The sequence below is a fragment of the Paraburkholderia sediminicola genome (assembly GCF_046027355.1).
GTDB lineage: Bacteria > Pseudomonadota > Gammaproteobacteria > Burkholderiales > Burkholderiaceae > Paraburkholderia > Paraburkholderia sediminicola_B.
This window is the reverse complement of sequence record NZ_JAQQEK010000007.1, coordinates 249,420-274,862: the sequence shown is the minus strand read 5'-3', so window position 1 is coordinate 274,862 and position 25,443 is coordinate 249,420. Positions and strand designations below refer to the sequence as shown.

Sequence of the window (25,443 nt, the reverse complement as noted above, 5' to 3'; positions counted from 1 at the left end):
TAATCGCGTTACCGGAACAGATTGACCTTTGCGAGGTCGATGAGCTGCTGGCCTCGACCGTCCATGACCGCACGAAGCATGAAGAGCCCAAAGTGATAAGTTTGGTCAGCGGTCGTCGCAGGAGGCATCACGAGCTCCTGGCGTGCGCTCACTACATCGACGAGAGCCGGACCCGGATGGGCGAATGCTTCGGCCAAAGCGCCTTCCAGCTCCGCAGGATGCTCGACGCGCACGCCTTTGATTCCTATCGCGTTGGCCATCGCGGCGAAGTTCGGATTTTTCAGGTCACATCCCGTGTCGATGAACCCACTGGCCTTCATCTCCATTTCCACGAAGCCCAGCGTTCCGTTGTTGAGCACGACGACCTTGACCGGCAAACCGGTTTGAATCAGCGTCAGGAACTCGCCCATCATCATGGTGAAGCCGCCGTCACCCGACATCGAAATCACCTGCCGGTCCCTGAAAGCGGCCTGCGCGCCGATCGAGTGCAATAGCGAATTGGCCATCGAGCCGTGGTTGAATGAACCGACCAGTCGTCGTTTGCCGTTCATCTTCAGATATCGGGCGGTCCATGCGATAGGGGTGCCCACGTCGCAGGAGAAGATCGCGTCCTCGTCCGCGAGTTCGCTGACGAGCCGCGTCACATACTGCGGATGGATCGTGCTGCTGCCCGCTTCCGGCTCCGCCAGCGCGTCCAGGCTCTGGCGAGCCTTGCGATAGTCGTCGAGTGCGCGATTCAGAAAGCTGCTGTCCGTTTTCTGCTGAATCCTGGGAAGAAGTTCGTTGAGCGTATCCTTGACGGTTCCCAATACGCCAAGCTCTATCGGGCATCGATTGCCGAGCGCTTCCGCCCTTGTATCGACCTGCGCGATAGTCACCTTCTCCGGGTAGAACTGCCGATAAGGGAAGTCGGTGCCCAACATCAGGAGCATGTCGCAACTCTTCATCGCGGAATAACCGGAAGCGAAGCCGACAAGGCCCGTCATGCCAACATCGAACGGGTTGTCGTATTCGATGTATTCCTTTCCTCGCAGCGAGTGCACGATCGGCGCTTGCAGTTTGCGGGCGAGTTCCACGACTTCCGCATGAGAATCCTTGCAGCCGGCCCCACACAGCAACGTCACTCGCGACGACCGGTTCAGCAGACCTGCGAGTTCCGTGATCTCGTCGTTCGATGGGTGGATCACCGGAGCAGAAGGTGCGCTCCAGCTCGGCACGGGTTTGGTGAGAGGCCCGAGTGCCACATTTCCAGGTATGACGACAACAGCGACGCCTTTACGCGCAACCGCTGTCCGGATCGCACGACCCAGAATTTGCGGTAGTTGGTCGGGACTGTGGACGAGTTCGACGTAGTGGCTACATTCCTTGAACAGGATTTCGGGGTGAGTAGCCTGAAAATAGTCGATGCCTATTTCCGTACTTGGGACATGCGCGGCGATAGCGAGAACGGGAACGCCGCTGCGTTGGCAGTCGAACAAGCCGTTGATGAGGTGCAGATTCCCCGGCCCGCAACTTCCGCAACAGACTGCGAGTTGCCCCGTGAGATGAGCCTCGGCGCCAGCGGCGAAAGCGGCGCTTTCCTCATGCCGCATGTGAACCCATTCAATCGAACCATCCCGGCGCAGCGAGTCCGTGAATCCATTGAGCGAATCCCCCACGACACCGAACACGCGCTTCACGCCCGCGTTGACTAGTGCACCAACCATGTAGTCGGCAGCTATCGTCGCCATTTCACATCTCCATAGGTGAATGAATTACTACGAGTGCGATGCTTTCGCAGAGAGACAAAGAAGGCGCGTCCGCGCGAGCGCGGTGCAATCGCCCAGCCGTATTGGCTGATTTGAACGGTCCGCAGTGTCAGGTTCTTGATGTTAGTGAGCGCGGCGAAGCACGGCTATTACATGAATCTGGAATCAGCCTGGCCAGCTATTGGCGCTTGACACTTTTTGAGTAATGGCAGGACACTTGGACATGCTTCGGATTACATAGATATGACATGTCCCGGCCGAGCATGACGTTATCTGTTGTTGACGCAGAGCCGGATTTGATCCGTTAGACAGCTTCCTCCACAGGGGTCGCGTCCATAATAGTAGCCAGAATCATCGCTTCGACGTTTCGTGGTGGAGGTCGGCCACGCCTGGGTCGATACACAGCATCGCCTGTTGCAATGGCCTGGCCGCTCAGCGCGCAAACCCCGGCTTTCCTCGCGATGCAGCGCCGCCATAGCTGTTCGCCGTAGCAGCAGGAGGTCGCATCGCTCCACGCAATAGTTGCCGAGATCTGTCCATTGCGCTCCAGAATCCGGATCGCACATTTTGAAAATTTGCCTTTGCCGCGCATCGGACGGACGCGACTGGACACAATAGACAGTTGCATTTCGCCTTCGCTCGAGAGGAGCGCCATCGTGGACTGCCACGTTCTGTCTTCTTCAAAGGGAGCTTGCATGACGCGGTTCCTCGATTCTCATTAGACAAAAAGATGCCGTGCGCAATCAATGTGACGGGCCGGATTCTCGAGCCGACGTTCGACCCTGGCTTGATGATAGTCAGCGGACTTGCGGGCCGCTACTACATGAATGTGGAGTGCGTGGGGTTTGACCAGGGAGGGGAACCACTGCGGCGACATTACATATTCATGTAATGCGGAATACCTTTTTCGGCGTTATTGTGACGACTTGGTGCGCCTGCCATCTGTCGACGGGCGGCCCAACGGGCTGCGACCTTGCAAAATGCGCTATCGTTTTCTTCAGAAGGCCTTTGGATGACGGCGCTGTGTTGGAGATGCAAAGCAAGCGTCACATCTTCGGTGTGCCCGAAGCCGTTTCCCTCGCTGCCCAAAACCCGAAATCCGAGGCGAGACGCATCGGCGTATCTGCAAGACGTGACATTGATTTCAACCACAGAGACGACTTTGAAACAACACATGCCACTAGCCAGAGGCAGATGTTCAAAGCGTGCAATCGGCGCGGCCGCGATTGCCGCGATTCCGATGTCAGGGTGTGCAAATTCGCCATCCATTGGCGTGCTGGGCGCGTATTTTCCCGACTGGCTGTTCTGTATCGTCGCGGGCGTCGTGCTCACGGTCGTCATCTATCTGATCCTCAAGCGCTTACAGGCCGACCATCTGATGGGACCTTCAGCCGTGGTGTATCCCACGCTTGTCGCTTTCCTGGCGCTCGCTGTCTGGTTGATGTTCTTCCAACATTGAATCTTTGTCGGGTGGATGAATGGCGACCCCAGCCAGCAGGACATCGAAGAGAAAATGGCCGGCCATCGTGATGGTCGTGGTGACGCTGTTGCTGCTCGTCTACGTCATCCGGCTGTGGGACCGCGCGCCTCGCACCGACGACGCCTATGTCTACGCGGATACGATCGACGTGGTGCCCGAGGTCAGCGGCCGCATCGTCGAACTGGCCGTGCGCGACAATCAAGCGGTGAAACAAGGCGATCTGCTGTTCCGTATCGATCCGCGCCCGTATCAGGATGCGCTCGCGCGGGGCAACGCATCCCTCGTCGCGCTCGACCGCCAGATCGAGCTGACCCAGCGCACGGTCAATGCGCAGCAGTACAACGCGCAGTCGGTGCGTGCGGCCGTCGAGCGCGCGCGAGCCGCAGCCGGCCAGGCGTCGGATACGCTGCACCGCATGGAGCCACTGTTGTCACACGGTTATGTGTCGGCTGAAGACGTCGACCGTGCACGCACCGCGCAACGCTCCACGCAGGCCGAACTCAGCGCCGCGCAACTGCAGGCGCAGCAGGCGGCGGCGGCCGTGAGCGGCGTCGATGCGCTGGTGGCGCAACGTGCCGTCGTCATGGCGGAGATCGCGACTGCCGAGCTGAATCTGGAGTATGCGACGGTGCGAGCACCGTTCGACGGACGCATCGTGTCATTGAAAACGTCGACAGGCCAGTTTGCCACGGCGCTCAAACCGGTCTTCACCCTGATCGATACGCGCCACTGGTACGTTGTCGCGAACTTTCGCGAGACCGAACTCAAGGGCGTCAGGGCGGGGACGCCTGCCACGGTCTACCTGATGAGCGATACGGGCCAGCGTTTTCAGGGCAGCGTCGATTCGATCAGCTATGGCATCGCGCCCGATGAAGCCGGCCTTGCATTGCCTGGCGGATTGCCCCGCATTCAACGCACGCTTAACTGGGTGCATGTATCGCAGCGTTTCCCTGTGAAGATCCGTATCGACAAGCCGAATCCGGAACTGTTTCGCGTCGGTACGTCGGCGGTGGCGGTGCTGGAACCCGGGCGCGGCGATAACGGTGAGCGCCATTGAGAAACCCATGACCGCCGCCGACTATCTGCCCGTCACGCTGCGCGATGCAGGCGCTTTCCTGAGGCGCGAGCTGGCGCCGTTCCCCGGGCGTCTCAACGTGATGTTGCGTTGCATGCTGACAAGCGCCATCGTGATCGTCGTGTCGATGGCGCTCGAGGTGCCCGAACTCGCGCTGTCGCTGCTGGTGGTGTTCTACGTCACGCAGTCGAACGTGGTGCTCACGCGGCTGGTCGGCGTGATGTTCATGGTCGGATCGACGCTCGCCATCGGCCTGTCGATCTTGCTGCTGAAGTTTACATTCGACTATCCGTTGCTGCGCATCGTCATCGCGAGTCTGATGTTTTTCGGCAGCGTGTACCTGCTCCGGGTGCTCAAGATCGGCGTGGTGTTCTTCATCGTCGCGATCGTCGTGATCTACGTGCAGAGTTTCGTGGACCAGACCGACCAGGCCGACCTGCTGATCCGCGCGGTGTTGTGGGTGTGGGTCGCCGTCAACTATCCGATCGCGCTGACGCTCGTGGTCAATACGTTGCTGCTGCCTGCCGAACCGCAATTGCAACTCAAGGAGGAAATCCATCGGCAACTCGTGACGCTGGACGCGCGCCTGACGCAGCTGATCGACGGCACCGCGAGCGCCGCGCCGATCACGCTGGCGGCCGTCCAGCAGGGAGCGCTTACGCTGCAGAAACTGCTACGGTTCACGACGATGCGTGATGCTCACTATCGCGAGCATCAGGCGTCACAGCTTGCGTGCATTGCGACCGTGTCGCGGCTTTATCGCGGAGCGAGTGAACTGCCGCTCAGTTGGCCAGGCATGTCGGCAGCGCAATTGGCGATGTTGCGCGAGTTGCGTGCGAACTGCCGCGCGCTCGACGACTCGGTCATGACCGGCGAGCCCTATCGCTACGTGAGCACGGCGACACCTGAAGAGCGCAATGCCGCCGACACGATTCCTGCCGCTGCCGAATCGCAGCGGGCGCTGCGCGCGTACGCCGATCTTGTCACAAGCGGTGCCGCCGCGGCCGGCAAGCCACCCGCGAGCGAGCCGATGGTCGCGCCCGACGCATGGACCAATCCGGCGTACACGCGCTTTTCGCTGAAGACGCTGCTCGCTGTTCTCGTCTGCTACGTGTTCTACAACGCCGTCGACTGGCAAGGCGTCCACACAGTCATGCTGACCTGCCTGATCGTCGCGCTGCCAAGCCTTGGCGCATCGACGCAGCGTGCGTTGCTGCGGCTCTCGGGGGCCGCCGTCGGTAGCGCGCTGGCGCTGTTCATGGTTGTGTTCATCATTCCGCATTTCGACGACATTGCCGGCCTTCTGCTGATTGCGTTGCCTGTCGTGGCGCTCGGGGCGTGGGTAACGGCGGGTTCGGAGAGGATCAGTTATGCCGGCCTCCAGGTGATGTTTACGTTTTCGCTAGCGCTGCTTGGCGAGTTCGGCCCGACCACAAATCTCACTGAAATCCGCGACCGGATGGTCGGCATTCTGCTGGGCGTTTGCGTGGCGACCTTCGTGCAGATGTCGTTCTGGCGCGAGGGCGAGGGCGACGTGCTGCGGCAGAAGCTCGCGACCCTGTTGCGCCCATCGCAGGCTGGCGCCGAGAAAGGGGATGAGATGCCGCATGCACAGCGCCAGTTGCAGGCGTGGGCCGTGCTGGCCGATTGCGAGACCACGCTCTCGCGTGTCGCGCTCGAACCCGGCTGGCAGGAAGGCGAGCAGTCGCAACTGACACTGCTCGCGCAAACGGTGCTCGCGCAAGGACGCGAGATCATGCTGGCGGGTAATGCGTTGCGCAACGCGCTCGTGGTGCAAGCGGGATCGTCGAGCCCACGCACCATCGACGCAGTGCATGCGGCCCAGGAACAGGCCAGCGCCGAACTCAACCGGTACGCGGATGAGCTCGCGGCCAACCCACCCGATGCACACGCGCCGCGGCGCATCGAGATCGCCGCGCATGCGGTCGAACCGGCTCCACTGGCCGATCAGCCGCTCATCGCCGCAGCGGACGAACTGTCGCGGCAGATTGCGGGGTTGCCGGACTGGCGCGTCGAGGCAGCCGTCGCGGCCCCGGCATCACCGGCGGTACGAGCATGAACGCGCGATCGGGTTTGTGCGATTGGCGATGGCGTCGATGCTTTTTATGCGTCGCGTGGATATCGTCTGTGCTATCGGGTTGCGCGCTGATTCATCATAACGGCACGCCCTACACCGAGATCGCGCCCGAGCAGATCAATCTCGCGGACGACATTCATCTCGCGCGCGACGGCTGGCCCGCCGCACGCTGGTGGACGCGCTATCGCGATGCCCAGCTCGACGCGCTGATCGATCAGGCGCTCGCCGATGCGCCGACGATGGTGATTGCGCGCACGCGCGTCGCGCAAGCGAAGTCGGATGTGGAGCTTACCAGAGCGGGATCCAACCTTCAGGTGGCGGCGCTGGCGTCGCTGGATCGCGAGCATATTTCCGCGAACGGTTTTCTCGGCCCGTTCGCGAGGAACGAACCGGCTGCGGGGTTGACGGGGCCGTGGTACACGGAAGGTGTCGTCGGGCTTGGCGCGAGCCTGGACGTCGACATCTGGGGCAAGCAACGTGCGGAGGTCGCCGCGTCGCTCGGCGTGAGCAATGCGCGGCTCGCCGAGACGTCCGCTGTCGAACTCGAAATCTCGACGGATGTCGCGCAGCTTTACTACGGTATCCAAACGACTTATCAGCTCATCGATTTGTTGGACGAATCGCATGAGATCGCGGCGTTCGCGGTGGAAGCACACGAAGGGCGAGCGGCGCGAGGCCTCGAGGCCCGCACACAGCTCGAAGAAGCGCGCGCGCAGCAGTTGGCTATCGAAGGGCAGATCGTGTCGGCGCAAGGGCAGATCAAGCAGCTGCGCGAATCGATGCGCGCGTTGGTCGGCGCGGGACCCGCTGGCCTGCCCGCCATCGAACCCGTCGCGCTACCGCGCTCGCACGCGGCCTTGCCGGCGACCCTCTCGTACGAACTGCTGGCCCGGCGTCCTGACCTGCAGGCGATGCGATGGTATGTCGAGGCGTCGTTCGACCGGATCGATGCGGCGAAGGCGGCGTTTTATCCGAGCTTCGACATCAAGGCATTTTTCGGCTTCAAAGCCTTGCACCTCGCCGACCTCTTCACGCATGCAAGCCAGCAGATCAACCTGATTCCGGGCCTGACCTTGCCGATCTTCGACGGCGGCAGGCTCAACGCGAACCTGAGCGGCGTACGCGAGGGGAGCAACCTGTTGATCGAGCAGTACAACCAGGCCGTTCTCAACGCCGTACGCGATGTCGCTCAGACGGGCAGCCGTCTGCAGTCCCTCGATGCGAAGACCGCGTTGCAGAAACAACGGATCGAATCGGTGGCGTTCACGAGGGACAGTGTCGAAGCCTATTATCAACGCGGACTGACGAGCCGGCTTGCGGCGCTCGAAGCGCGCCAGCCCGTGATCGTGGAAAAGGTCGCGCTGCTCACGCTCAATGGTCAAGTGCTCAGTCAGGAGATTGCGTTGACGAAGGAGCTCGGCGGCGGCTATCTCGCCGATCCGCCTGTCGAACTGAAGCCGCGTTGAACGGCGCACGTGTGCTGGTCAGAACTGCTGTGCGCGCAGCAATTCGAGTTCCGCGCGGCACACGTCGCCGAACTTGCCGAGAATGTCGATCGAGCCATCCGCGAGCATCTCGCGAATCTCGATGAAGGACTTGTCCGGCGCGAGATAGGTGTCCACGATCTTGCGTCCGATCACGTCGGCTTCGTCCGCGACTTCGCGCGACGACTGGATGCGCATACGGCTGATCTTCGCGTAGAGGTTGCCGAGCCCGGCGAGATCGGGCTGGGTGTGTTGCAGCGCGTCGACATAGCAATTCGTCGCATCCTCGATGAACGCCTTGTACAGCTCCTGCCGCCAGGTGAGGTCATGCGCTAGCCACTCCGCGCGAACCTGGGTGCGTTGGGTCAGCCACGAGGCAAGAACCGAAGTCATGCCGCCGATGGCGGCGCCGACAAGTGCAGCCAGGGCAGAGATAACCGATGCATTCATAGACTATCCTCACGTTGTCATTCAGCTATCCATATTAACGCGGCACGGGAAATTCTGGAGTTGGAGATTGGGGCTCGGAGTGCAAAGACGGCAGAAGTGGAAGTGATTCGCGAGGCCGCGCCGACGATTGTCAGCATGGATGGGTGGACGCCTCTTTATGCCGGGTTAGTGGCGATTACCCGCGCCATCGATACAGCCAGTCTGCGTATTGGCTTCGGTCACACGGGCGTATGTAACGGAGTTAGCGTTCGCGGACCCATATCCGTTGGAGGAAAGTCGCTGCGTGAATGACCGTTTGACTTTGCAACCGGCCGTCGCTGGCACGGAGTATCGTCGGCCCGATCGCGGCCATCAGATGCCGCGGCAATGCCGGGCGTGTCAGCGCTGGACGACGACCACGTGTGCCTGAATCTTCCCGTCGACCGGTCCCGTGCCGGATCGCTCAGCGATCGCAGTGGCGCACGCTGACGTAGCGTCGTCCACACTTACGCCAGAACGGGCCTCGATCTCATTGCGCAAGGGCGTTCCCTAGCAATAGGCGACGGCCGGCACGCGAGCCGATGCCGCGCGGCTACGCGCCGCGATCGTCTCGGAGCGTGGCGCCGCGCTGAAGCCCGCATCCGCGAGGTCGCGCGAGATCACTTCCGGGTCGAAATAGCCGTGCGGCGTGCGCACCATGAAAAGTGGAGGATCCGCGGGGAAGAGACCAGCAAGCGCTGCTGTGACGGCATTGGCAAACTCGTTTTCCTCGATGCGATCCCAGACGTTGAACAACAGCACGCCGTCGTGCCGAAGTACGCGCCGAGCTTCGGAAAACGCACGCGCTTTGTCCGGAAAGAACATGACCCCGAACTGGCAGACCACGACGTCGAAACTCGCGTCGTCGAACGGCAGCCGCGTCGCGTCTGCCTGTTGCCACTTTACCGGCCTTGGGGTGCCGATGCCGCCGCACGATCCAGCATCGGCTGATTCAGGTCGGTCGCAACCAGATCAACATGCAGGGGCAATGCATGGGCCATCGCGCGGGCCACTGCGCCAGTGCCGGCAGCGGTCTCAAGCACACGCGATGGATGACGCGCAGCTACCCTGTTCGCGAGATCTGCGGCATAGGGTTCGAAGATCAGCGGAACAAGGAGGCTGTCATAAAGCTCGGGGATCGAGCCAGTGAAGCGAGTGTCGGTACCAAAGTTGTCCATGCGCCTCCTTCCTGCTCTTGCAGTAATGTTAGGCGCAGCGGGACATATTGAACAGTCGCTGGGTTCTAAGACTGCTCCATGACTGACAGCGCTACGTCCTTTTGCGCTTCCAATACCTTCAATCGGCCAAGGAGCGCCTCGCGTATCGAATGGTAAGCGGACTGGCCCAAAGCCAGGCGCAGCGGCGGATTCGGGCTGTCAATCGCGGCGATCATTGCGTCCACCGTTTTCCCGGCGTCCCCGTAGCTGGCAAAGTTCCCCGACGCAATCGCACGCCGAATCTCGCCGGCGGGCGTAGGTTCATAGCAACTCATCGGCGTCGCGTGATCGAGACCGGCGCCGAAATTCGTCCGCGTCGGACCGGGTTCCACGATCAGAAAATCGATGCCGAAAGATGTGACTTCCTTTGCGACCGCTTCGACAAAGCCCTCGATACCCCATTTGGTCGCGTGATAAAGGCTGAAACCCGGGTACGTAATTTGACCGCCTTCCGATGACACCTGGACAATACGGCCACCGCGCTGATTCCGCAGGAACGGAATGGCAGCACGAATCACCTGAATCGAGCCGGTCAGATTGGTTGCGATCTGACGGTCGATCTGCGCGTCAGTCAGTTCCTCCGCGGCACCGAATAACCCGTAGGCCGCGTTGCTGACGACAACATCGAGCCGTCCCATGACCTCGAACGCCTGGGCGACAGTGGCCCTGACGGCATTCGCGTTGGTCACGTCGCACTCCGCCACATGCAAACGCTCGCGATACCGCGCCTGCAAATCGTCCAGCGCCCCTTTTTTGCGTATTGTCGCCACGACACCGTCACCGCGTGCCAGCAGCCGTTCGGCGAGTTCGCGCCCAAGCCCGCTCGACGCGCCGGTAATCAACCAGTTCTTTGCCATGCTCAGCTCCTGTTGAGTTCTTGCCATTCATACTAGAGCGGTATGATTGTGATGAGAACCGCCTTCAATTTGCATGACGAGGTGAGGAATTTTCACCAATGAACAAGCCAACTCTGGCCGACCTCCAGGCGTTCATGGAGGTCGCCGCAAGACGCAGTTTCCGGCAGGCCGCTGATCAGCTGGGCGTGTCCCGCTCAGCTCTGAGCCACGCCATGCGTGGATTGGAAAACGACCTGGGCGTGCGTCTTCTGCATAGGACCACGCGCAGCGTGTCGTTGACCGACGCGGGCGAGCGTTTCCTGAAGCGTCTCAATCCGGTGCTGGGCGATCTCGATGAAGTGCTGGAGGACGTCGCGCGTACCGACGGGCAAGTGAGCGGAACGCTCAGAATCAACGGGAGTGAAGGGGCAATCAGGTTACTGTTGCAGACAGTCGTGCCGCGCTTTCTCGCGCTCTATCCGGCGATGGAACTCGACCTGGTCGCCGACGGACGTCTTGTCGACATCGTCGAGGGCGGATTCGATGCGGGCGTCCGGCTTGGCGAGGCGCTGCACAAGGACATGATTGCAGTGCGAGTCGGCGACGACATGCGCTTTCTGACGGTCGCGTCGCCGGCCTACCTTCGCAAGCAAGGAAAGCCGGTCGCGCCAGAAGATCTGCTTCGTCACCGGTGCATCCGGCAGCGTTTGCCGAGCGGCAAACGGTATCGTTGGGAGTTCTCGCGTCACGGCCAGGAATTCACGATCGACCCGCCCGGTGCGCTGACACTGGATAGCAATGCGTTGATGATCGAGGCTGCGATCGACGGACTCGGGGTCGCCTACGTACCCGAGATATACGCACGCGCTGCGCTTGCCCGCAAGCGGCTCGTTACCGTGCTGGACGAGTGGTGTCCGCTCATACCCGGTCTGTTCCTTTACTTTCCTGGCAATCGCCATATTCCCGCGGGGCTGCGGGCATTTATCGCTTTGTTGAAGGAGTCGACGGGAGGCGCTCCCAGGAGAAGCTTGAAATCCGATTACGCTAACGAATCGGCCAACCAGGTTGGTCGGGAGATCACATGAAAGCGCGAAGTCTGACAGCGTAAGTGCAGACCACAGGAAGCTGGGATAATGAAGGCCTCACAACGCAACTTTCGGGGCTAGTCTCCAAGGTGTCGGCGGCGAACCGGAGGTGAGTCATGCCCGAAGAAGTCCAATATAGTCACTCAGCCGACATCCCCGGTTTGATCCTTAGCACGGCTCGGTTTGCCGAGTTTCGCTTTGAGCCGCACTATCATCTCGACAGCCATATCGCACTCATTGCCAGCGGCGTGCAACGTCAATCGTTCCGTGGGGAATCGCTGTTGCTCACGCGTGGCGCAATTCAGCTCATGCCTCCGGGCGAGGTTCACGACGGGGTTGCTAATGCGGACGAGTCGTACACGCTTCAAACCTTTCGACTGTCGCCTGCGCTACTGAATGGTTTCGGGGAGGAAATCACGGGCAAGCACTATTTCCCCTCGCAGGCCGCGGTGGTGCTGCAAGATAGCCGCCTCGCAGATCAGTTGCTCAAAATGCACTCAACCCTTCGGCAGGGGATAAACGATCCGATCATGAACGAAACCTACGTTCTGGAATTGCTGGAGTCGCTGTTCGCCCGTTTGAAGCAACCCTCTCCTCAAACCATCGCCGGCGCCTTGTCGTCTCAGCAACTGCGACTTGTTCGAGAATTCGTCGAGGCGCATCTTGCCGACAAAATCGTTCTGGAAGATCTGTCTCTTCTTGTTGGCCTCGCTCGATTCCGGTTCCTGAAACTGTTTAAACGCACTGTCGGCATGACGCCTCACGCCTGGTTACTGCGCATGCGGCTGGAAAAAGCGGTGGCGTTGATCAATGCGAATAGGAACATGCCGATCACTGAAATCGCGCACGCCGTTGGCTTCTTCGATCAGAGCCATTTCACGCGGGCGTTTCGCGAGGCGTATGGTGTCACTCCCGCTCGCTTCTGACGGCGGGGCAGCAATTTTTTACAAGGCGTTTTGCTGACAGATCGGTAGCCTTCGGTTTTTGGCCTCGGACCCATCCTGGGCGGCCTCCATACAAGGCAGAAACACCGAATGACTACTTTCAGCTTTCTCGACGACTACAGCGAGGGCGCACATCCCGACATTCTCCGCGCCCTGACGGACTCCAACACCATCCAACAGGCACCCTACGGGGAAGACTCGTACTCTGCCGAGGCAACGGCTCGCATCAAGGCCCGCTTGGGGGACACGTTCGACGGAGCGATCCACTACGTCGCAAGCGGGACCATGGCCAACATCGTTTCGATATCCAGCTGCCTGCGTCCGCACGAAGCCGTCATTGCCGTGAGCTCGGGACATATCGTAGTCAGGGAGGCCGGTGCTATTGAGGCAACTGGCCATAAGCTCATCGTCGTTCCCGCTGTGGACGGGAAGCTCACGCCCGCCAATATCGAGGCCGCGCTTGCCAGCAATGCTCATTTTCCGCACATGGCAAAGCCTCGACTTATCTATCTGTCGAATGCCACCGAAACAGGCACCGTCTACTCCCTCGAGGAACTGCGGGAGATCTCGGCGCTCGCAAAGCAACGGGGCCTCATTCTATTTCTCGATGGCGCGCGCTTGGGCGCGGCATTGGCGTCAGACAAAAGTGACGTGACTTTGGCCGATATTGCTTCCCTCGTCGACATTTTCTGGATTGGTGGAACCAAGGCAGGCGCGCTTCTGGGTGAAGCCATTGTTGTGTGCAATCCGGCGTTGACGGAGGATTTTGCTTTTCATGTCAAGCAACGCGGCGGCATGTTAGCCAAGGGACGGCTACTGGGTATCCAGTTTCAGGAGTTATTTGGCGTGAAGAATCTCTTCTTTGAAAATGCAAGGCACGCCAATGCCATGGCGGCAAAGCTCGCCTCTGGGATCGTGTCCAGCGGTTACGCGCTCGAAGCGGAAACGGCTACGAATCAAGTATTTCCAATCTTGCCCGATTCTGTCATTTCGGCTTTGACGCAGCACTTTGCCTTCTACGTTTGGAGAAAGTCGGATAACGATCATTCTGTGATTCGCCTGGTAACGTCCTGGGCCACGCAAGAGCACCAGGTCGACGCCTTTTTGGCTCGGCTCGCCCAACTTTGAAGGCACATTGACTCAGCGTCAGCCCGTCGAGCAGATATCTACTAGAGCGATAGGTTTCATCTAGAAATATAGGCTATCCAGATCGAATGTCGAAGCCTATCGTGCGAGTTTCCGGCAAACGCACCGTCTGCCACTTCGGAGATAATTCGCATGAAACTGCTACACGTAGATTCCAGCATCCTCGGGCAAGGCTCCGTCAGCCGTGATCTGTCAGCGGAGGTGGCCGCGACCTTCCGGGCCCGCCATTCCGACCTTGCTGTCACTCATCTCGACCTTGCCGTCACACCGATCGGCCATCTGACGGCAGCGCACCTCGCGGCCGCGCAAGGCGCGCCGGTCGACGAGGCATTGAAGTCCGACGTCGCCGCGGGCCAGGTCGCGCTCGAGGAGTTCCTGGCCGCCGATATCGTGGTCATTGGCGCGCCGATGTACAACCTTGGCGTGCCTTCTCAACTGAAGGCCTGGATCGACCGCATCTCTGTCGCCGGGAAGACGTTCAGCTACGGGGAGCACGGCCCGGCCGGACTGTGCGGCGGCAAGAAGCTGATCATCGCCTCGTCGCGCGGCGGCGTTTACAGCGAAGGCACGCCTGCCGCCTTCTTCGATCATCAGGAAACCTATCTGAAGGCGGCCTTCGGCTTTCTGGGCATCACGGATATCACCTTCATTCGCGCGGAAGGCGTGGCGATGGGTGAGGAGGCACGCAGTGGGGCGATTGCCTCGGCGAAGAAAGAGACCGCCGCGCTCGCTGCATGAGGTAGCACCGCCATGTCCGTTCCACGCTTGCCTACCTGCTTCCTGGGTCACGGTGCGGGTTCGTGGTCGTACATGGCGGACGCTTTCCGCGAGCAGTTTGCGATGCTGAGCAAGCGTTGATCGAAACCGGAAGGGAGCCGGCCATGCCGATGCCCTTCTGCGGGTATCGGCACGTCCGGCATCCGGTTACACCCGTTGACCAAGGCAAAGGAGCCCCTGCATGACGCATTCCATCCACGGCAATAAACGCTGGCTAGCGCTGATCGTTCTATGCCTCGGCGTGCTGATGATCGTGCTCGACACGACGATCGTGAACGTTGCATTGCCGTCGATCGCCGCGGACCTCGGCTTTACCGAAACCTCGCTGGTATGGGTGGTCAATGCGTACATGCTGACCTTCGGCGGCTGCCTGCTGCTCGGTGGGCGGCTAGGCGATCTTTACGGCCACCGCAAGCTGTTCCTCGGCGGCATTACGCTGTTCACGCTGGCGTCGCTTGCATGCGGCATGGCTAATTCGCAAATCCTGCTGGTATGCGCGCGTGCCGTGCAGGGTTTGGGCGGCGCGGTCGTCTCCGCTGTTTCGCTGTCGCTGATCATGAATCTGTTCACCGAGACGGGCGAACGGGCCAAAGCGATGGGCGTGTACGGCTTTGTCTGCGCGGGGGGCGGCAGCATCGGCGTGTTGCTCGGCGGGTTGCTGACCAACCTGCTGAGCTGGCATTGGATCTTTCTCGTCAACTTGCCCATTGGCATCGTCGTCTATGCGCTGTGCGTCGCGCTCTTGCCGTCGGCACGTGGTCATGCGCATGGCGAACGGCTCGACGTGGCCGGCGCGGTGACGGTGACTGCTTCGCTGATGCTCGCCGTGTACGCAGTCGTGAACGGCAATGAAGCGGGCTGGACCTCGGCGCAGACGCTGGGTCTGCTGTTTGCCGCGCTGGCGCTGTTGGCCGTGTTCCTCATTATCGAAGCGCGCGTGGCGCATCCGTTGATGCCGCTCGGTCTGTTCCGCTTGCGCAATGTCGCGACTGCCAATGTGGTCGGCGTACTTTGGGCGGCGGCGATGTTCGCGTGGTTCTTCATCTGCGCGTTGTATCTGCAGCGCGTGCTTGGCTACCGGCCCTTGCAGGTCGGACTCGCGTTTTTGCCGGCCAGTCTGATCATGGCGTTCTTTTCGCTGGGGTTATCGGCGCGCGTGGTGATGCGCTTCGGTCTGCGCCTTCCGCTTGCCGTCGGGCTGCTGGTCGCGGCGTGTGGCCTCGCGCTGTTCGCACGGGCACCGATCAACGGCAGCTTCGTGCTCGACGTGCTGCCCGGCATGATCCTGTTCGGCTTCGGTGCGGGCATCGCATTCAATGCCGTGCTGCTGGCTGCCATGAGCGACGTCGATCCGGGCGATTCGGGCCTCGCGTCCGGTATCGTCAATACGTCGTTGATGATGGGCGGCGCGCTTGGGCTCGCGGTGCTCGCAAGTCTTGCTGCCGCGCGCAGCGACGTGATGCAGGCTTCCGAAAGCGCCACGGCGGCGCTCAATAGCGGCTATCACGTGGCGTTTCTGTTCGGTGCGATCTTCGCTGCGGCGGCGGGTGTGCTGGGCGGCTTGTTGTTGCGTCCTGGGCAGCCGGGCGGCGCCGGTGCGCGACCGGTCGCTGACAGTCACGGCGTAGCGACATCAGGTCCCGCGTCCACAACGGATACCGCGGCAGCGACAGAGCACTACTGATCGATCACGAGCCGTATCGGCAGTCGATCACGCCCGCCCGCAAAAACCGCAAGCGCGATCCAATGCGCCGGATCGCGCCTGGCGATGGATGGCGTCATGCAGACGTCACTGCCCGGACGTCTACACGCCAATCCCAAACCGTTTGTCTGGAGCAAGTCGGCTGATGAGATACTAGCCAGCCTCGAACGGTTTTGTGCGCGGGTCAGGAACGCTGCGGCGGGAACACCATGAATATCGATACCGATGCAATTGATGAAGTCGCCTTGGTTCTTCCCTACCTGACCCTGCACGACCGATACCGCGCATGGAAGGGCTGATCATGGCCGAATCCAATCAACCGCCTGCCTCGTCCCCGGCGCCGGCGGACGCCGACCCATTGCAGGATCCAGCCCTGCTGCGCCGCCTGCTACGCGCCAAAGACCGCATGGATGCCGCCTCGCACGAGGCCTGGCCCGTCGAGCGCCTGGCCGCGGTCAGTGGCGTCTCCGAGGCTCATTTCGCTCGCTCCTTCAAGCGGGCCTTCGGCATCCCGCCGCATCGCTACCTGCTGACACGGCGCATCGAGCAGGCCAATACCCTGCTGCGCGACACTGCGCTCAGCATTACGGAAATAGCCTTCGCCACCGGCTGGGAGAGCCTGGGTACCTTTGGCCGCATCTTCCGCGACATCACCGGGCTAAGCCCCGGCGCCATGCGCCGGGAGGCGCAGGCCGCCATGCAGCAGCCCGACCGCGTACCCGCCTGCGTTCTGAGGGCCGCGCAGCGTCCCGATCTCACCATCGCAGTTTTGGAGAAGCGCCGCCGCGCGGCCAAAGGTACATTCCGGCCATCAACCAAGGAGGTGTCATGAACCAAGGTATTAGTGTGGTGGGCTTGTACGTCGACGATCAGGACGAAGCGCTCAAGTTCTACGTCGACAAACTCGGATTCCGCGTCCACACGGACGTGGTCAACGGTTCCTACCGGTGGCTCACAGTCCAGCATCCGGACCAGCCCTCGTTCCAGCTCGGACTGTTCAAACCCGGCCCGCCCATCCACGACGATGCCACCGCGCAGACCCTGCGCGCGATGGTCGCGAAGGGGGCCATGCCGCCTCTCGTCCTGCTGGTGTCCGATTGCCGCGCCAGCTACGCCCGGCTAAAGGCGAGCGGCGTGGAATTCACCCAGGAGCCGGTCGATCGCTTCGGCAGCGTCGACGCCGGTTTCCGCGACCCCGCCGGCAACGGCTGGAAGATGATTCAGGAGCCGCGAAGCACGACGTGATTGGTCACTCAAACGTCGTTACGGGGGCGGGTAGCGGTCTTCACCTCATTGGTCGACTGCGCTGGTTTCCCATTGACCGGTTGGAGTGATATCGCGCTCCGCCTCGATATTTTCGAGGGCTTTTTGCGCCGCCAGTACGGCCTTGTCGTTCGTGGCTCGCGCATACCGGTTCTGGGGCAGGGATGCCGTCATGGAGCACTTCCGCCAAGCTTTCACAGGCACGTGGCGCCTCGAACCGGACATTCAAAGGCGTCTGGAAGTTCGAGCCGAACGGGGCCTAGGCTTCCACCTCACGCTCGCCGACTTGCCGGGCATGCGCAGCAGCGGCACGGGCGACTGGGCCGGCGTCTTCAACTCCTACTATTGGATCGACCGCTCCAAGGGCATCGGCGCGGTGCTTATGGCGCAGCTGTTGCCCTTCTTCGACATGCCTGTCATCGAGACACTCATGGGCTTCGAGACGGCGGTGTACCAGCAGGTGGGAGCGGCCTTGCCCGCGGCATGACGTCAGAGCGCGAGCGACGCGCACGGAAAGCAACACAACGATTCGGCCAAAGGCGCGCTTGCAATCATCGAGACATTAAAGGCGAAGCAGCCGCCAATGCATCTGCTGCTCGGCGCTGACGCGCTTGACCTTGCGCGCAAACAGCTTGTTGCCATGCTCAAGGAGTTTGACGGGTGGGAGACGCTGACACGAAGTACTGCATTCGACGAAGCGGCGTAGCGTGCCGATCGGGGATCGCGTCGATGATGCCTGTCTTTTCGTTCGAGTCGGGCATGCATGCGGTTTGGAATCAGCGGAACGAGCTAGACATCACCGGCTTCGATGAGAGCCAGCATCTGGACGGCCGCGTTTCTGGCGGATGATGCAATTTCTTCCTCGCTTGCGCTCTTCACGCCGAACAACGCCTCGTCGAAAAGCGTGGCTTTAAGGAGTGCCGCGAAGGTTGCGGCGGCACGGTACTTGTCTTTGACTTTCCAGCCTGTGACAGGTAGCCATCGGTCGAGATAGCTCGCGAATAGCGCATCGCGTGTACCCGTAACCTGTTCGCGATAGCGGCGCGCGAGTTCGGGGAAGCGAGGGGCATCGCGGGTCACGACGCGATACAGCGCCAACTGTTCTTCCGAAAGCGCGTGCCGAAGATATTCGCCCCCCGCGATCGGCAACGCGACGGGTGGCGGTTCGCTAAACCAAGCCGGCTCGTCAACCGCTGCGACTCCCTCTGCCGAACCGGACTGCGCGTCGGTCGTCGAGCAGGCCGCCTCCATCACCGCACTGAACAGATCGTCCTTGCTTTCGAAGTGCCGGTAAAGCGTCTTGATCGATACGCCAGCTTCCTCGGCGATCCGGTTCACCGAGCTTTCCGCGTAGCCATTCTCAAGGAACGCCCGCAGCGCGGCGTCGACGATCATCGTGCGCTTGCGCGACATCAGCGCGGCTTTCGGATTGTCATCCGACCAGGTCTTGACCATAACGTGTCCCTCTTTTATCTACTTGACGCATCATACGACAGCGATCACTATACTACAAACGACAGCGATCACTGTCGTTTGACGCTCGAACCGCTCCTGCTTTGCAGCGGAAGCGCCTGGACTTCATACAATTTTCCCTGATGGACATTCGGATGAACAACGCACTCTCACAGCCGCTCCGGTTACCCGGCGGCGCAATCCTGACAAATCGCCTGGCCAAAGCGGCCATGAGCGAAGGCATGGCCGATGCCAACAATCATTCGACACCGCGTCTCGAAGCGCTGTACCGCCGCTGGGCGCATTCCGGCGCAGGCCTTCTGCTTTCCGGCAATATCCAGGTTGATCGGTGGCACCTCGAGCGCCCGGGCAACATCGTGATACATGACGATAGCGGACAGGAGCAACTGGTGCGGCTCGCCGCGGCGGGCACGTCGGAGGGCGCGCATTTCTGGGCCCAGCTCAGCCATACCGGCCGGCAGGTGCAAGACGCGATCAATACGTCGCCACTGGCGCCGTCCTCCGTGGATATCGATGTGATGCGGGGCGCCGGTTTTTCGTTTGCCACGCCACGCGAAATGACCGAGGAGCAGATCCAGCAGGCCATCGGGCAATTCGCCTTCGCGGCGGGGAAAGTCCGCGAGGCTGGTTTCACGGGTGTCTCGCTGCATGCGGCACACGGCTACCTGATTTCGCAGTTCCTGAGCCCGCTCGCCAACAAACGCACTGACCGTTGGGGCGGTTCGCTTGAAAACCGTTCCCGCTTCCTGCTCGAGGTGCTGGCGGCGGTCCGCTCCACCGTTGGGCCGGATTTTCCGGTTGCGATCAAGCTCAATTCGTCCGACTTTCAAAAGGGCGGCTTTACCAACGCCGAGTGCATCGAGCTGGTGAAGAAGCTCAACGATTCGACACTTGATCTGCTTGAACTTTCGGGCGGCTCGCTTGAGCAGCCGAAGATCGCCGGCCTTACCTTAAAGGACGAAGGAGAAGACGCGCCGCGCGAAAGTACTGTCAAGCGCGAAGCATTTTTCGTGGATTTCGCGGCTTCGGTTCGTGCCGCGGCGAAGATGCCGGTGATGGTGGTCGGCGGGTTTCGCACGACGGCCGCGATGGTCGAATCGCTGGAGCGCGGCGAACTGGACGTCATCGGACTCGGCCGCCCAATCATCGCCGATCCTGAAGTTCCGAAGCGCATTCTTTCGGGCGAGGTTGATCGCGCGTCCAGTCCCGAAGCCACGCTCCATCCGTTCCATCTTCTGCCATGGAACAACATGCAACTCGAACGTCTGGCGGATGGGCTCGACGCGGATCTGACGCTCGATGGCGCTGATGCCGTGGCCCAGTTCACCGAACTCGAGACGCGCAACATGAACGCACTCCTGCAGCAGCGGGCTTAAGCCATGGTGTGATCGGGAGCCACTGGTTTCCGGACCGCAACGAACCCACCGGCGGCCTCCGCTCGTGCTGACGACGTTACGTTGCCAGTCCCGTCGAGCGTGTGAAGGCTCACGCTCGTACCCTCTGCGTTAGTTTCGCGGTGATTGGGTAGCAGGGCGTCCCAATCAGGCGCGCTGCTATTTGTATTCGACGAGCACCTCGCGGTATGGCTTGCTTCCCTCGTTGCGCGCCTTGTGCGTCGCAGGAACCTTGGCGCCCTTGCCGATCTCGGACAGGACTTCCAGATACCCGTCCTCGCATTTGAGCGAATAAATCGCGCCCGTTGGCACGTCGAAGATACCGAGGTCCCCGCCGTTTTCGTCGAAGATATGCAAGGGGGCACCTTCGATCGCGTACCACATGTAGGAATGCGTATGGGTATGTACTGGTGTTTCCTCGCCCGGAGCGAGAACGAAATTCCATACGATGACCTTGTCATTCTCAAACACCTTTTCACTGCCGACACCAGCCATGATCGTCTCCTTGATGTGCGAATGTAACGAGAGGCGTTCTGCGTTGCAGCAGACGCCATTCACGTTCGGACTTCGAAACGTGTTGATCGGCCGCGGGATCAAACTTCGATAGCGGCGAACCTATACGCCAGAGTAGGCGAATTTCCCACTTGTCCTTGTCCCGGCCGTATGCAAACTTGTCACCGACGAGGCCGATTTATCATTCCGGATGATGATTTTTTGCGCGAAGCGGCTGAGCCAATAGGAGCGCTTTGAATTCATCGGGACGGCAGGAGCCCAATCAACATGTCGGAGCCTTTGCGAATCATTCACGGGCCGTTTGGAAGAGTGGCGTTGTTGCTGCTGGACAAAAGCATGGTCTTGCACGCACATCGGGTTTCTCACGTCATCTTCAAGGAAGGCGGTCCGGACATCCAGTTCGGAGTCCGCGCTCGTGAGCACGTTTTGTCAGACAGGAACGTGTTACTCGTGAATGCGTGGGAGCCGCACTTCTATGAGCATCGCCCACAATCGCAGCCGACCGTGCTGCTGGCCCTGTACCTGGAGCCGGACTGGTTGAGGGAGGTCGACCGGCGCTTCGCGTACAGCATTCATCCCCGGTTTTTTCCGAGGCCGTCCGTAGCGTTGCAGGGGAAGCTTGGCCGCCTTCATACTGATCTGCTCGACATTCTGACCGACCGTGAAGGCCAGTCGCTTCAAGCGGTCCAAGGGTTGATCGCCGACATGACCGGCGAACTCGTCGGTGTATTGCCCCAAAGGAATGAACTGTCAGCGGCCGGATCCGTTGGCGGAATCGCTTACGACATCAGGATTCGTCGCGCGATCGAGGCGATGAAACAGGTGAGGGGCATCGCACCTGACTTCGATGATCTTGCGGACACGGTTGGGTTATCGCGTCCACATTTCTTCCATCTGTTCCGCAAGGAGACAGGCATGACGCCGGCGACATTCAGCAGCATGCTGAGGATGGACCTGTCGATTCAAAGTGTTTCGCAGCAGGAAATGGCACTTCAGGATATTGCGCTCAATCTGGGCTTCGACTCGCCTGGAAACTTCACGCGCTTCTTTGCTCGTCAGCAAGGCGTGACACCGAGCCAATACAGACACAACGTACAATTTGTCTCTGGGGAAGGGCGGTGACAGCCGGGCGTGGCGAGTCGACTGTCAATTCCGTCCACAGCTGGCTGGGGCAGAGAATTGGGTGCTGGAGTTTGGTTCGTTTAACTTTGAACTTTCTGGAGCGCATCCAAAACCATAACGGCCAACGGCTGATATCGGCGCATTAGTCCTGAGTGGCCACATCGGTAGCGTCAGCCTGTACCAGTGCGCGCACGAGCAGATACACGGCTGGCAAGTTGTCGTCGTCACGTCGCCAGTCGACGGGTTCGTCGAGATCCATCCCGGACAAACGACTGTCCTCAAACCGGACAAACGTCGAACGTACTGTCTCGTTGTGCCTCGACCGGAAGCCCCGATTCTCAAAGACCTGTTCGTCGATTGTCAGCAGCGTACGCCAGGTTGGCAATCGCGCGCCACTTGAGTAACGGCGACGGCCGCTGTCGAGGTAACGACCTGCGACCGTGGCAATGATCTGCTGGAGGTCGAGCGACGCGCTGCGGAGGGCGCGTTCGAAGGCGACAGGATTGGTGTCGTGGACATCCATATCAAGAGCAGCGTCGTTAATCATACGGTTATCTTCCTGAAGACTTGCGGCAACTCGCAGCATCAAAGTTGATGCTTCAACAACGCCTGGTTTCGCTGTGCCAACAACTGGCGGATCTGGGCAAGATAGTTATCGCCGACCGTACAGTCTTCAACAGGCCGGCTATGTTGATGAGGCGTTGGCGGACGTACGCCGAGATAGCGGCACACCGCGGACAGGTACGGTTTGCCGTTGCCTCCCAGATGTCGTGCGGCAGCAGCCACGCGCACGTCTCCGACATGCTTGCGCAACCACGCAAGCGTTTCGCGGTCACCGTCGTTCAAGATGCGGATGAGTTGGTTCATGACCGATCCTGTATATAAAAACAGTACTGTAAATTTATACAGTATTTGACCAGGATGCAAGTCAATTCGCAGGATATTGGACTCGGCGGAAAGAGAAGATGGCGATCAAGTCGATGCGCAGTTGGTCGTAGAGCACGCCGAGGCGGCTGACGCACGTCTGCCCAATCACCGGGCGCGAGAGGAGCGTCTATAACAGGTCCGGGCCGCATAACGTCAGGAGCGCAACTGTGAGCACTCCTGCCACCCGGCGTATCAAAGCGCTCAAAGGCATCATCGCGGAGCCAGCGAGGCCGATCTCCGTCGAGGATATGAATGCGGCGAACGCCGAACGCGGGTCGGCGCTGCGATGACCAGGTTCAGCGCGACTGTGGCGAGCCACTTCGCACGCGTTGCTACCTTGGTTGCGGCACCTGCACGATCGCAGCGAACACCTCCGGTTGAACTTTGCAGCTATCTATCGCTTAAACGCTAACAACTGCTCGGCCAACAGAAGCACGGCAATCACAATCATAGCGGCTCCCGAAACTTGGCTGACCAAGCGCGCAACCTTCGGACGCGTACGAAGCACGATCTTTGACCCGACACCGACAAGGGTATAGACCACGGCGCAATTGACAATGTGCACTATGCCCATTGCCCCTATCTGTTCGGAAATCGGCCACGCACCATTGCGGCTGGTGAATTGAGGAAGCAGCGCCAGAAAGAGCAAAAGCGCCTTTGGATTCAGACCGCTGGTGGCGAATCCACGAATGGACCACTTTAGGCTGGTGTTCGTGACCCGTTCGTCAGCGACAGTCGGTACGGAAGGGCGAGCGAGGATATTGCCGCCAAGCCATATTAGATAGCCCGCTCCGACAATAGTCAGAACGGTGAGTATGGTCGGAACACTCGCGACGAGAGCCCCAATGCCCGCCGCTACCACAAGGGTGATAGCCAGATACCCGAACAGCATTCCCGTGATAGCCGGTGCAATTGCCCTGTCACGTAAGCCTGCCGCAATCGCATACGCCCAGTCTGCACCCGGAACCATCACCAACGACAACGAAACGAGCCAAAAGGCCGTCAACAAACTGATTTCCACCGCGCCATCCCTATTAATAAACACACCTGTCCGAAGTGGGAAAATGTTACGGCGTCGGCAATCGAAAGTGCTCCCTGTTTCTTGTCATCAAGTCAAGATTTGAGCTAATATTTTGCGAATGGATGCCATTGATCGCAAGATTCTTGCTGAATTGCAGCAAGACGGAAGACTCACCGTTACGGAATTGAGTGAGCGCATAGGTTTGAGCCTATCTCCCTGCCAGAGGCGTCTTCGAGCCTTGGAGGCGGCGGCGGTCATTAGTGGCTATCGGGCCACCATTGATCCGGCATCGGTCGGATTAAACTTCTCAGCGATTGTGTTTGCGACGTTGCGGGAAGTTACGAGCCAGCATGTTTCGTCATTCGAGAGCGCCTTGCTGGACATCCCGGAGATCACTCGAGCTGAACGTCTTTTCGGTGATCCAGACTACATGCTGCACGTCGTCACACAGGATCTCAAGGCGTTCCAGACGCTGTATGACCGCCGTCTCCTAGTTCTGCCTTACGTCTTGCGGCTGTCGTCAACCCTTGTGATGAAGAGCATTTGCCAGGATCGGCCACTTCCGTTGTGATGTTCGTTGACGATTTGGCTTTGCAAATCCAACGGCTCGTCCTGGTCGGCTACAGCGTGACGCGGAACGAGCCACAAGCGGACATTCATCGGCAATACCAGGCAGCAACGAACGTCCGAAAAGGCCGAGTACCAAACGGAAGGCGCGGCCACTCGCCGCGCAACGCTCACATAAGTCACGCTTAAAAGCAGTGTTCCGACGCGGGGAAGAGGTTCTCCTTCACTGCCTTGACATAGGCGCGGATAGCGCCCTCGATACTCGACTCCCCGTCCATGAAGTTGCGTACAAAGCGAGCGGTCTTGCCGGGGAAGACGCCCAACATGTCGTGCATCACAAGCACTTGCCCCGAACAGTCCGGACCAGCCCCGATACCGATTGTCGGGATATCCAGCAACTCCGTCACCTCGCTTCCGACTGAAGTCGGAATGGCCTCAAGAAGGAGAAGAGATGCGCCTGCTGCCTGCAGTGCGATGGCATCAGCTTTCAATCGCTCCACGTCTTCTGCTTTTTTCCCCTGTACCTTAAACCCACCGAGACGATGCACGGACTGCGGCGTGAGGCCCAGATGAGCGAAAACCGGTACGCCGCGCTCAGTGAGAAACTTTACGGTATCGACCAGCCAGGCGCCCCCTTCAAGTTTGACCATCTGCGCACCTGCTTGCATCAGTTTCACAGCATTGTCGAATGCAGATTGCGGAGTTGCATAAGTACCGAATGGCATGTCAGCGGCCACAAATGCAGATCGGTTCCCTCGAGTGACCGACGTTGTGTGATAAGCGATATCCGCTAGAGTGACCGGCAATGTCGTGCTGTGGCCCTGCAGTACGTTGCCGAGTGAGTCGCCCACTAGCACCATATCAACGCCACAGCGGTCCATCAACGATGCGAAGCTGGCGTCGTAACAGGTCAGCATTGCAATCTTCTCGCCTGCATTTTTCATGTTCAATAGCGAAGACACGGTGACCGCTTTGCGGCTTACGGCGCTCTCGCCTTCCTGGAGATATCCAGCCATATTTCCTACTCGTCGTTAAAAAGGGGGCGCCGGTCGCTTGCTTTCCAAGCTTTCAACGGGGAGAAAGCACTCATTTCATGTTTTGAC

At 60.2% G+C, this 25,443-nt stretch carries 28 protein-coding genes and 2 pseudogenes; 17 read left to right on the top strand and 13 right to left on the bottom strand.

Translation table 11 applies throughout. The features are described 5' to 3' along the window. Window positions 1-8 precede the first annotated feature (8 nt). The 3 genes from poxB to PQR42_RS15005 form a co-directional block, all read right to left on the bottom strand. Entirely contained in the window at window positions 9-1,730 is a 1,722-nt protein-coding gene (poxB, locus tag PQR42_RS15015; RefSeq protein ID WP_408385294.1) for a ubiquinone-dependent pyruvate dehydrogenase, read from the bottom strand. 322 nt (window positions 1,731-2,052) lie between these two features. After that, a complete protein-coding gene (locus PQR42_RS15010; RefSeq protein WP_408385297.1) occupies window positions 2,053-2,445 on the bottom strand; it encodes a DUF3331 domain-containing protein in 393 nt (130 codons plus the stop codon). A 179-nt stretch (window positions 2,446-2,624) separates the two neighbouring features. Beyond that, complete coding sequence (locus PQR42_RS15005; RefSeq protein WP_408493661.1) at window positions 2,625-3,017, bottom strand: hypothetical protein; 393 nt, start codon at window positions 3,015-3,017, stop codon at window positions 2,625-2,627. Here PQR42_RS15005 and PQR42_RS15000 point away from each other — a divergent pair. Genes PQR42_RS15000 through PQR42_RS14985 form a run of 4 tightly spaced genes read left to right on the top strand, consistent with a single transcriptional unit; the run spans window position 2,989 to window position 7,867 of the window. After that, window positions 2,989-3,207, top strand: a complete 219-nt coding sequence (locus tag PQR42_RS15000) for a YtcA family lipoprotein (RefSeq protein WP_408493660.1) — start codon at window positions 2,989-2,991, stop codon at window positions 3,205-3,207. The two genes, PQR42_RS15005 and PQR42_RS15000, sit on opposite strands and share 29 nt — an antisense overlap. A gap of 19 nt (window positions 3,208-3,226) precedes the next feature. After that, window positions 3,227-4,285 carry a multidrug transporter subunit MdtN gene (gene mdtN, locus PQR42_RS14995; protein ID WP_408217048.1) on the top strand — a complete coding sequence of 353 codons (1,059 nt, stop codon included), beginning with the start codon at window positions 3,227-3,229 and terminating at the stop codon, window positions 4,283-4,285. A gap of 7 nt (window positions 4,286-4,292) precedes the next feature. Further along, the gene (locus tag PQR42_RS14990) at window positions 4,293-6,383 is read left to right on the top strand and encodes an FUSC family protein (RefSeq protein WP_408385300.1); all 2,091 of its coding nucleotides are present in this window, start codon (window positions 4,293-4,295) and stop codon (window positions 6,381-6,383) included. Then, the gene (locus tag PQR42_RS14985; protein ID WP_408493659.1) at window positions 6,380-7,867 is read left to right on the top strand and encodes an MdtP family multidrug efflux transporter outer membrane subunit; all 1,488 of its coding nucleotides are present in this window, start codon (window positions 6,380-6,382) and stop codon (window positions 7,865-7,867) included. Before PQR42_RS14990 ends, PQR42_RS14985 begins: the two co-directional genes overlap by 4 nt. An 18-nt stretch (window positions 7,868-7,885) precedes the next feature. Here PQR42_RS14985 and PQR42_RS14980 read toward each other — a convergent pair whose 3' ends face one another. From PQR42_RS14980 to PQR42_RS14970, 3 genes and pseudogenes are all read right to left on the bottom strand, one after another. Then, window positions 7,886-8,335 (bottom strand): hypothetical protein, encoded by a 450-nt coding sequence (locus PQR42_RS14980; protein ID WP_408217040.1) that lies wholly within the window; start codon window positions 8,333-8,335, stop codon window positions 7,886-7,888. A gap of 378 nt (window positions 8,336-8,713) precedes the next feature. Continuing rightward, window positions 8,714-9,531, bottom strand: a pseudogene (locus PQR42_RS14975) (class I SAM-dependent methyltransferase). A gap of 65 nt (window positions 9,532-9,596) precedes the next feature. Continuing rightward, window positions 9,597-10,427, bottom strand: coding sequence for an SDR family oxidoreductase (locus tag PQR42_RS14970; RefSeq protein WP_408385305.1), 831 nt, complete (start codon window positions 10,425-10,427; stop codon window positions 9,597-9,599). Between the two features lie 98 nt (window positions 10,428-10,525). Here PQR42_RS14970 and PQR42_RS14965 point away from each other — a divergent pair, with 98 nt between their 5' ends. The 8 genes and pseudogenes from PQR42_RS14965 (at window position 10,526) to PQR42_RS14935 (ending at window position 17,305) form a co-directional block, all read left to right on the top strand. Beyond that, a complete protein-coding gene (locus PQR42_RS14965) occupies window positions 10,526-11,491 on the top strand; it encodes a LysR family transcriptional regulator (RefSeq protein ID WP_408217031.1) in 966 nt (321 codons plus the stop codon). Between the two features lie 116 nt (window positions 11,492-11,607). Beyond that, a complete protein-coding gene (locus tag PQR42_RS14960) occupies window positions 11,608-12,417 on the top strand; it encodes a helix-turn-helix transcriptional regulator (protein WP_408385308.1) in 810 nt (269 codons plus the stop codon). Window positions 12,418-12,525: 108 nt separating this feature from the next. Further along, complete coding sequence (locus tag PQR42_RS14955; protein ID WP_408385311.1) at window positions 12,526-13,563, top strand: threonine aldolase family protein; 1,038 nt, start codon at window positions 12,526-12,528, stop codon at window positions 13,561-13,563. Window positions 13,564-13,713: 150 nt separating this feature from the next. Further along, window positions 13,714-14,319 (top strand): FMN-dependent NADH-azoreductase, encoded by a 606-nt coding sequence (locus tag PQR42_RS14950; RefSeq protein WP_408217024.1) that lies wholly within the window; start codon window positions 13,714-13,716, stop codon window positions 14,317-14,319. A 220-nt stretch (window positions 14,320-14,539) separates the two neighbouring features. Continuing rightward, window positions 14,540-16,042 (top strand): DHA2 family efflux MFS transporter permease subunit, encoded by a 1,503-nt coding sequence (locus tag PQR42_RS14945; RefSeq protein WP_408385314.1) that lies wholly within the window; start codon window positions 14,540-14,542, stop codon window positions 16,040-16,042. 227 nt (window positions 16,043-16,269) lie between these two features. Beyond that, window positions 16,270-16,356 (top strand): annotated as a pseudogene (locus PQR42_RS45790) (DUF6429 family protein); the annotation flags it as partial. A gap of 5 nt (window positions 16,357-16,361) precedes the next feature. Then, window positions 16,362-16,892 (top strand): helix-turn-helix domain-containing protein, encoded by a 531-nt coding sequence (locus PQR42_RS14940; protein WP_408385591.1) that lies wholly within the window; start codon window positions 16,362-16,364, stop codon window positions 16,890-16,892. Further along, on the top strand, window positions 16,889-17,305 hold the full coding sequence (locus PQR42_RS14935; RefSeq protein WP_408385317.1) for a VOC family protein: 417 nt from the start codon (window positions 16,889-16,891) through the stop codon (window positions 17,303-17,305). The genes PQR42_RS14940 and PQR42_RS14935 overlap by 4 nt, the downstream gene beginning before the upstream one ends. Before the next feature lie 45 nt (window positions 17,306-17,350). Here the strand turns inward: PQR42_RS14935 and PQR42_RS14930 are convergent, their stop codons facing one another. After that, window positions 17,351-17,497, bottom strand: coding sequence for a hypothetical protein (locus PQR42_RS14930; RefSeq protein ID WP_408385319.1), 147 nt, complete (start codon window positions 17,495-17,497; stop codon window positions 17,351-17,353). Here PQR42_RS14930 and PQR42_RS14925 point away from each other — a divergent pair. After that, a complete protein-coding gene (locus tag PQR42_RS14925) occupies window positions 17,496-17,810 on the top strand; it encodes a hypothetical protein (RefSeq protein WP_408493658.1) in 315 nt (104 codons plus the stop codon). The genes PQR42_RS14930 and PQR42_RS14925 overlap by 2 nt on opposite strands. A gap of 96 nt (window positions 17,811-17,906) precedes the next feature. After that, window positions 17,907-18,029 carry a hypothetical protein gene (locus PQR42_RS14920; RefSeq protein ID WP_408217010.1) on the top strand — a complete coding sequence of 41 codons (123 nt, stop codon included), beginning with the start codon at window positions 17,907-17,909 and terminating at the stop codon, window positions 18,027-18,029. 83 nt (window positions 18,030-18,112) lie between these two features. On the opposite strand, the gene PQR42_RS14915 is transcribed toward PQR42_RS14920, so the two are convergent. Then, complete coding sequence (locus PQR42_RS14915) at window positions 18,113-18,718, bottom strand: TetR/AcrR family transcriptional regulator (RefSeq protein ID WP_408385322.1); 606 nt, start codon at window positions 18,716-18,718, stop codon at window positions 18,113-18,115. A gap of 212 nt (window positions 18,719-18,930) precedes the next feature. Between PQR42_RS14915 and PQR42_RS14910 the strand changes: the two genes are divergently transcribed. Next, on the top strand, window positions 18,931-20,172 hold the full coding sequence (locus PQR42_RS14910) for an NADH:flavin oxidoreductase/NADH oxidase family protein (RefSeq protein WP_408385324.1): 1,242 nt from the start codon (window positions 18,931-18,933) through the stop codon (window positions 20,170-20,172). Window positions 20,173-20,349: 177 nt separating this feature from the next. Here PQR42_RS14910 and PQR42_RS14905 read toward each other — a convergent pair whose 3' ends face one another. Continuing rightward, window positions 20,350-20,685, bottom strand: coding sequence for a cupin domain-containing protein (locus PQR42_RS14905; RefSeq protein ID WP_408217002.1), 336 nt, complete (start codon window positions 20,683-20,685; stop codon window positions 20,350-20,352). A gap of 285 nt (window positions 20,686-20,970) precedes the next feature. Between PQR42_RS14905 and PQR42_RS14900 the strand changes: the two genes are divergently transcribed. Continuing rightward, window positions 20,971-21,825, top strand: coding sequence for a helix-turn-helix transcriptional regulator (locus PQR42_RS14900; RefSeq protein ID WP_408385325.1), 855 nt, complete (start codon window positions 20,971-20,973; stop codon window positions 21,823-21,825). A gap of 142 nt (window positions 21,826-21,967) precedes the next feature. Here the strand turns inward: PQR42_RS14900 and PQR42_RS14895 are convergent, their stop codons facing one another. The 3 genes from PQR42_RS14895 to PQR42_RS14885 form a co-directional block, all read right to left on the bottom strand. Further along, the gene (locus PQR42_RS14895; RefSeq protein WP_408385327.1) at window positions 21,968-22,372 is read right to left on the bottom strand and encodes a DUF2471 domain-containing protein; all 405 of its coding nucleotides are present in this window, start codon (window positions 22,370-22,372) and stop codon (window positions 21,968-21,970) included. Between the two features lie 38 nt (window positions 22,373-22,410). Continuing rightward, window positions 22,411-22,692 (bottom strand): CppA family protein, encoded by a 282-nt coding sequence (locus PQR42_RS14890; RefSeq protein ID WP_408216994.1) that lies wholly within the window; start codon window positions 22,690-22,692, stop codon window positions 22,411-22,413. A gap of 454 nt (window positions 22,693-23,146) precedes the next feature. Then, window positions 23,147-23,722: a LysE family translocator gene (locus PQR42_RS14885; RefSeq protein ID WP_408217222.1), complete on the bottom strand. Its 576-nt coding sequence runs from the start codon at window positions 23,720-23,722 to the stop codon at window positions 23,147-23,149. A gap of 169 nt (window positions 23,723-23,891) precedes the next feature. Here PQR42_RS14885 and PQR42_RS14880 point away from each other — a divergent pair, with 169 nt between their 5' ends. Then, complete coding sequence (locus tag PQR42_RS14880; protein WP_408385329.1) at window positions 23,892-24,344, top strand: Lrp/AsnC family transcriptional regulator; 453 nt, start codon at window positions 23,892-23,894, stop codon at window positions 24,342-24,344. Window positions 24,345-24,525: 181 nt separating this feature from the next. On the opposite strand, the gene panB is transcribed toward PQR42_RS14880, so the two are convergent. Then, window positions 24,526-25,356 (bottom strand): 3-methyl-2-oxobutanoate hydroxymethyltransferase, encoded by an 831-nt coding sequence (gene panB, locus PQR42_RS14875; protein WP_408385331.1) that lies wholly within the window; start codon window positions 25,354-25,356, stop codon window positions 24,526-24,528. Window positions 25,357-25,443: the final 87 nt, after the last annotated feature.

What these genes read in the sequence shown, in the direction of transcription:
- PQR42_RS14950 (WP_408217024.1), top strand. Translation starts at nt 13,714, where the DNA reads ATGAAACTGCTACACGTAGATTCCAGCATCCTCGGGCAAGGCTCCGTC.
- PQR42_RS14945 (WP_408385314.1), top strand. Translation starts at nt 14,540, where the DNA reads ATGACGCATTCCATCCACGGCAATAAACGCTGGCTAGCGCTGATCGTT.
- mdtN (WP_408217048.1), top strand. Translation starts at nt 3,227, where the DNA reads ATGGCGACCCCAGCCAGCAGGACATCGAAGAGAAAATGGCCGGCCATC.
- PQR42_RS14900 (WP_408385325.1), top strand. Translation starts at nt 20,971, where the DNA reads ATGTCGGAGCCTTTGCGAATCATTCACGGGCCGTTTGGAAGAGTGGCG.
- PQR42_RS14970 (WP_408385305.1), bottom strand. Translation starts at nt 10,427, where the DNA reads ATGGCAAAGAACTGGTTGATTACCGGCGCGTCGAGCGGGCTTGGGCGC.
- PQR42_RS14980 (WP_408217040.1), bottom strand. Translation starts at nt 8,335, where the DNA reads ATGAATGCATCGGTTATCTCTGCCCTGGCTGCACTTGTCGGCGCCGCC.
- PQR42_RS14895 (WP_408385327.1), bottom strand. Translation starts at nt 22,372, where the DNA reads ATGATTAACGACGCTGCTCTTGATATGGATGTCCACGACACCAATCCT.
- poxB (WP_408385294.1), bottom strand. Translation starts at nt 1,730, where the DNA reads ATGGCGACGATAGCTGCCGACTACATGGTTGGTGCACTAGTCAACGCG.
- PQR42_RS14930 (WP_408385319.1), bottom strand. Translation starts at nt 17,497, where the DNA reads ATGACGGCATCCCTGCCCCAGAACCGGTATGCGCGAGCCACGAACGAC.
- PQR42_RS14925 (WP_408493658.1), top strand. Translation starts at nt 17,496, where the DNA reads ATGGAGCACTTCCGCCAAGCTTTCACAGGCACGTGGCGCCTCGAACCG.
- PQR42_RS14905 (WP_408217002.1), bottom strand. Translation starts at nt 20,685, where the DNA reads ATGGCTGGTGTCGGCAGTGAAAAGGTGTTTGAGAATGACAAGGTCATC.
- PQR42_RS14960 (WP_408385308.1), top strand. Translation starts at nt 11,608, where the DNA reads ATGCCCGAAGAAGTCCAATATAGTCACTCAGCCGACATCCCCGGTTTG.
- PQR42_RS15000 (WP_408493660.1), top strand. Translation starts at nt 2,989, where the DNA reads ATGTCAGGGTGTGCAAATTCGCCATCCATTGGCGTGCTGGGCGCGTAT.
- PQR42_RS15010 (WP_408385297.1), bottom strand. Translation starts at nt 2,445, where the DNA reads ATGCAAGCTCCCTTTGAAGAAGACAGAACGTGGCAGTCCACGATGGCG.
- PQR42_RS15005 (WP_408493661.1), bottom strand. Translation starts at nt 3,017, where the DNA reads ATGGATGGCGAATTTGCACACCCTGACATCGGAATCGCGGCAATCGCG.
- PQR42_RS14880 (WP_408385329.1), top strand. Translation starts at nt 23,892, where the DNA reads ATGGATGCCATTGATCGCAAGATTCTTGCTGAATTGCAGCAAGACGGA.
- PQR42_RS14935 (WP_408385317.1), top strand. Translation starts at nt 16,889, where the DNA reads ATGAACCAAGGTATTAGTGTGGTGGGCTTGTACGTCGACGATCAGGAC.
- PQR42_RS14885 (WP_408217222.1), bottom strand. Translation starts at nt 23,722, where the DNA reads ATGGTTCCGGGTGCAGACTGGGCGTATGCGATTGCGGCAGGCTTACGT.
- PQR42_RS14915 (WP_408385322.1), bottom strand. Translation starts at nt 18,718, where the DNA reads ATGATCGTCGACGCCGCGCTGCGGGCGTTCCTTGAGAATGGCTACGCG.
- PQR42_RS14955 (WP_408385311.1), top strand. Translation starts at nt 12,526, where the DNA reads ATGACTACTTTCAGCTTTCTCGACGACTACAGCGAGGGCGCACATCCC.
- PQR42_RS14985 (WP_408493659.1), top strand. Translation starts at nt 6,380, where the DNA reads ATGAACGCGCGATCGGGTTTGTGCGATTGGCGATGGCGTCGATGCTTT.
- PQR42_RS14920 (WP_408217010.1), top strand. Translation starts at nt 17,907, where the DNA reads ATGCATCTGCTGCTCGGCGCTGACGCGCTTGACCTTGCGCGCAAACAG.
- PQR42_RS14965 (WP_408217031.1), top strand. Translation starts at nt 10,526, where the DNA reads ATGAACAAGCCAACTCTGGCCGACCTCCAGGCGTTCATGGAGGTCGCC.
- PQR42_RS14910 (WP_408385324.1), top strand. Translation starts at nt 18,931, where the DNA reads ATGAACAACGCACTCTCACAGCCGCTCCGGTTACCCGGCGGCGCAATC.
- PQR42_RS14940 (WP_408385591.1), top strand. Translation starts at nt 16,362, where the DNA reads ATGGCCGAATCCAATCAACCGCCTGCCTCGTCCCCGGCGCCGGCGGAC.
- panB (WP_408385331.1), bottom strand. Translation starts at nt 25,356, where the DNA reads ATGGCTGGATATCTCCAGGAAGGCGAGAGCGCCGTAAGCCGCAAAGCG.
- PQR42_RS14990 (WP_408385300.1), top strand. Translation starts at nt 4,293, where the DNA reads ATGACCGCCGCCGACTATCTGCCCGTCACGCTGCGCGATGCAGGCGCT.
- PQR42_RS14890 (WP_408216994.1), bottom strand. Translation starts at nt 22,692, where the DNA reads ATGAACCAACTCATCCGCATCTTGAACGACGGTGACCGCGAAACGCTT.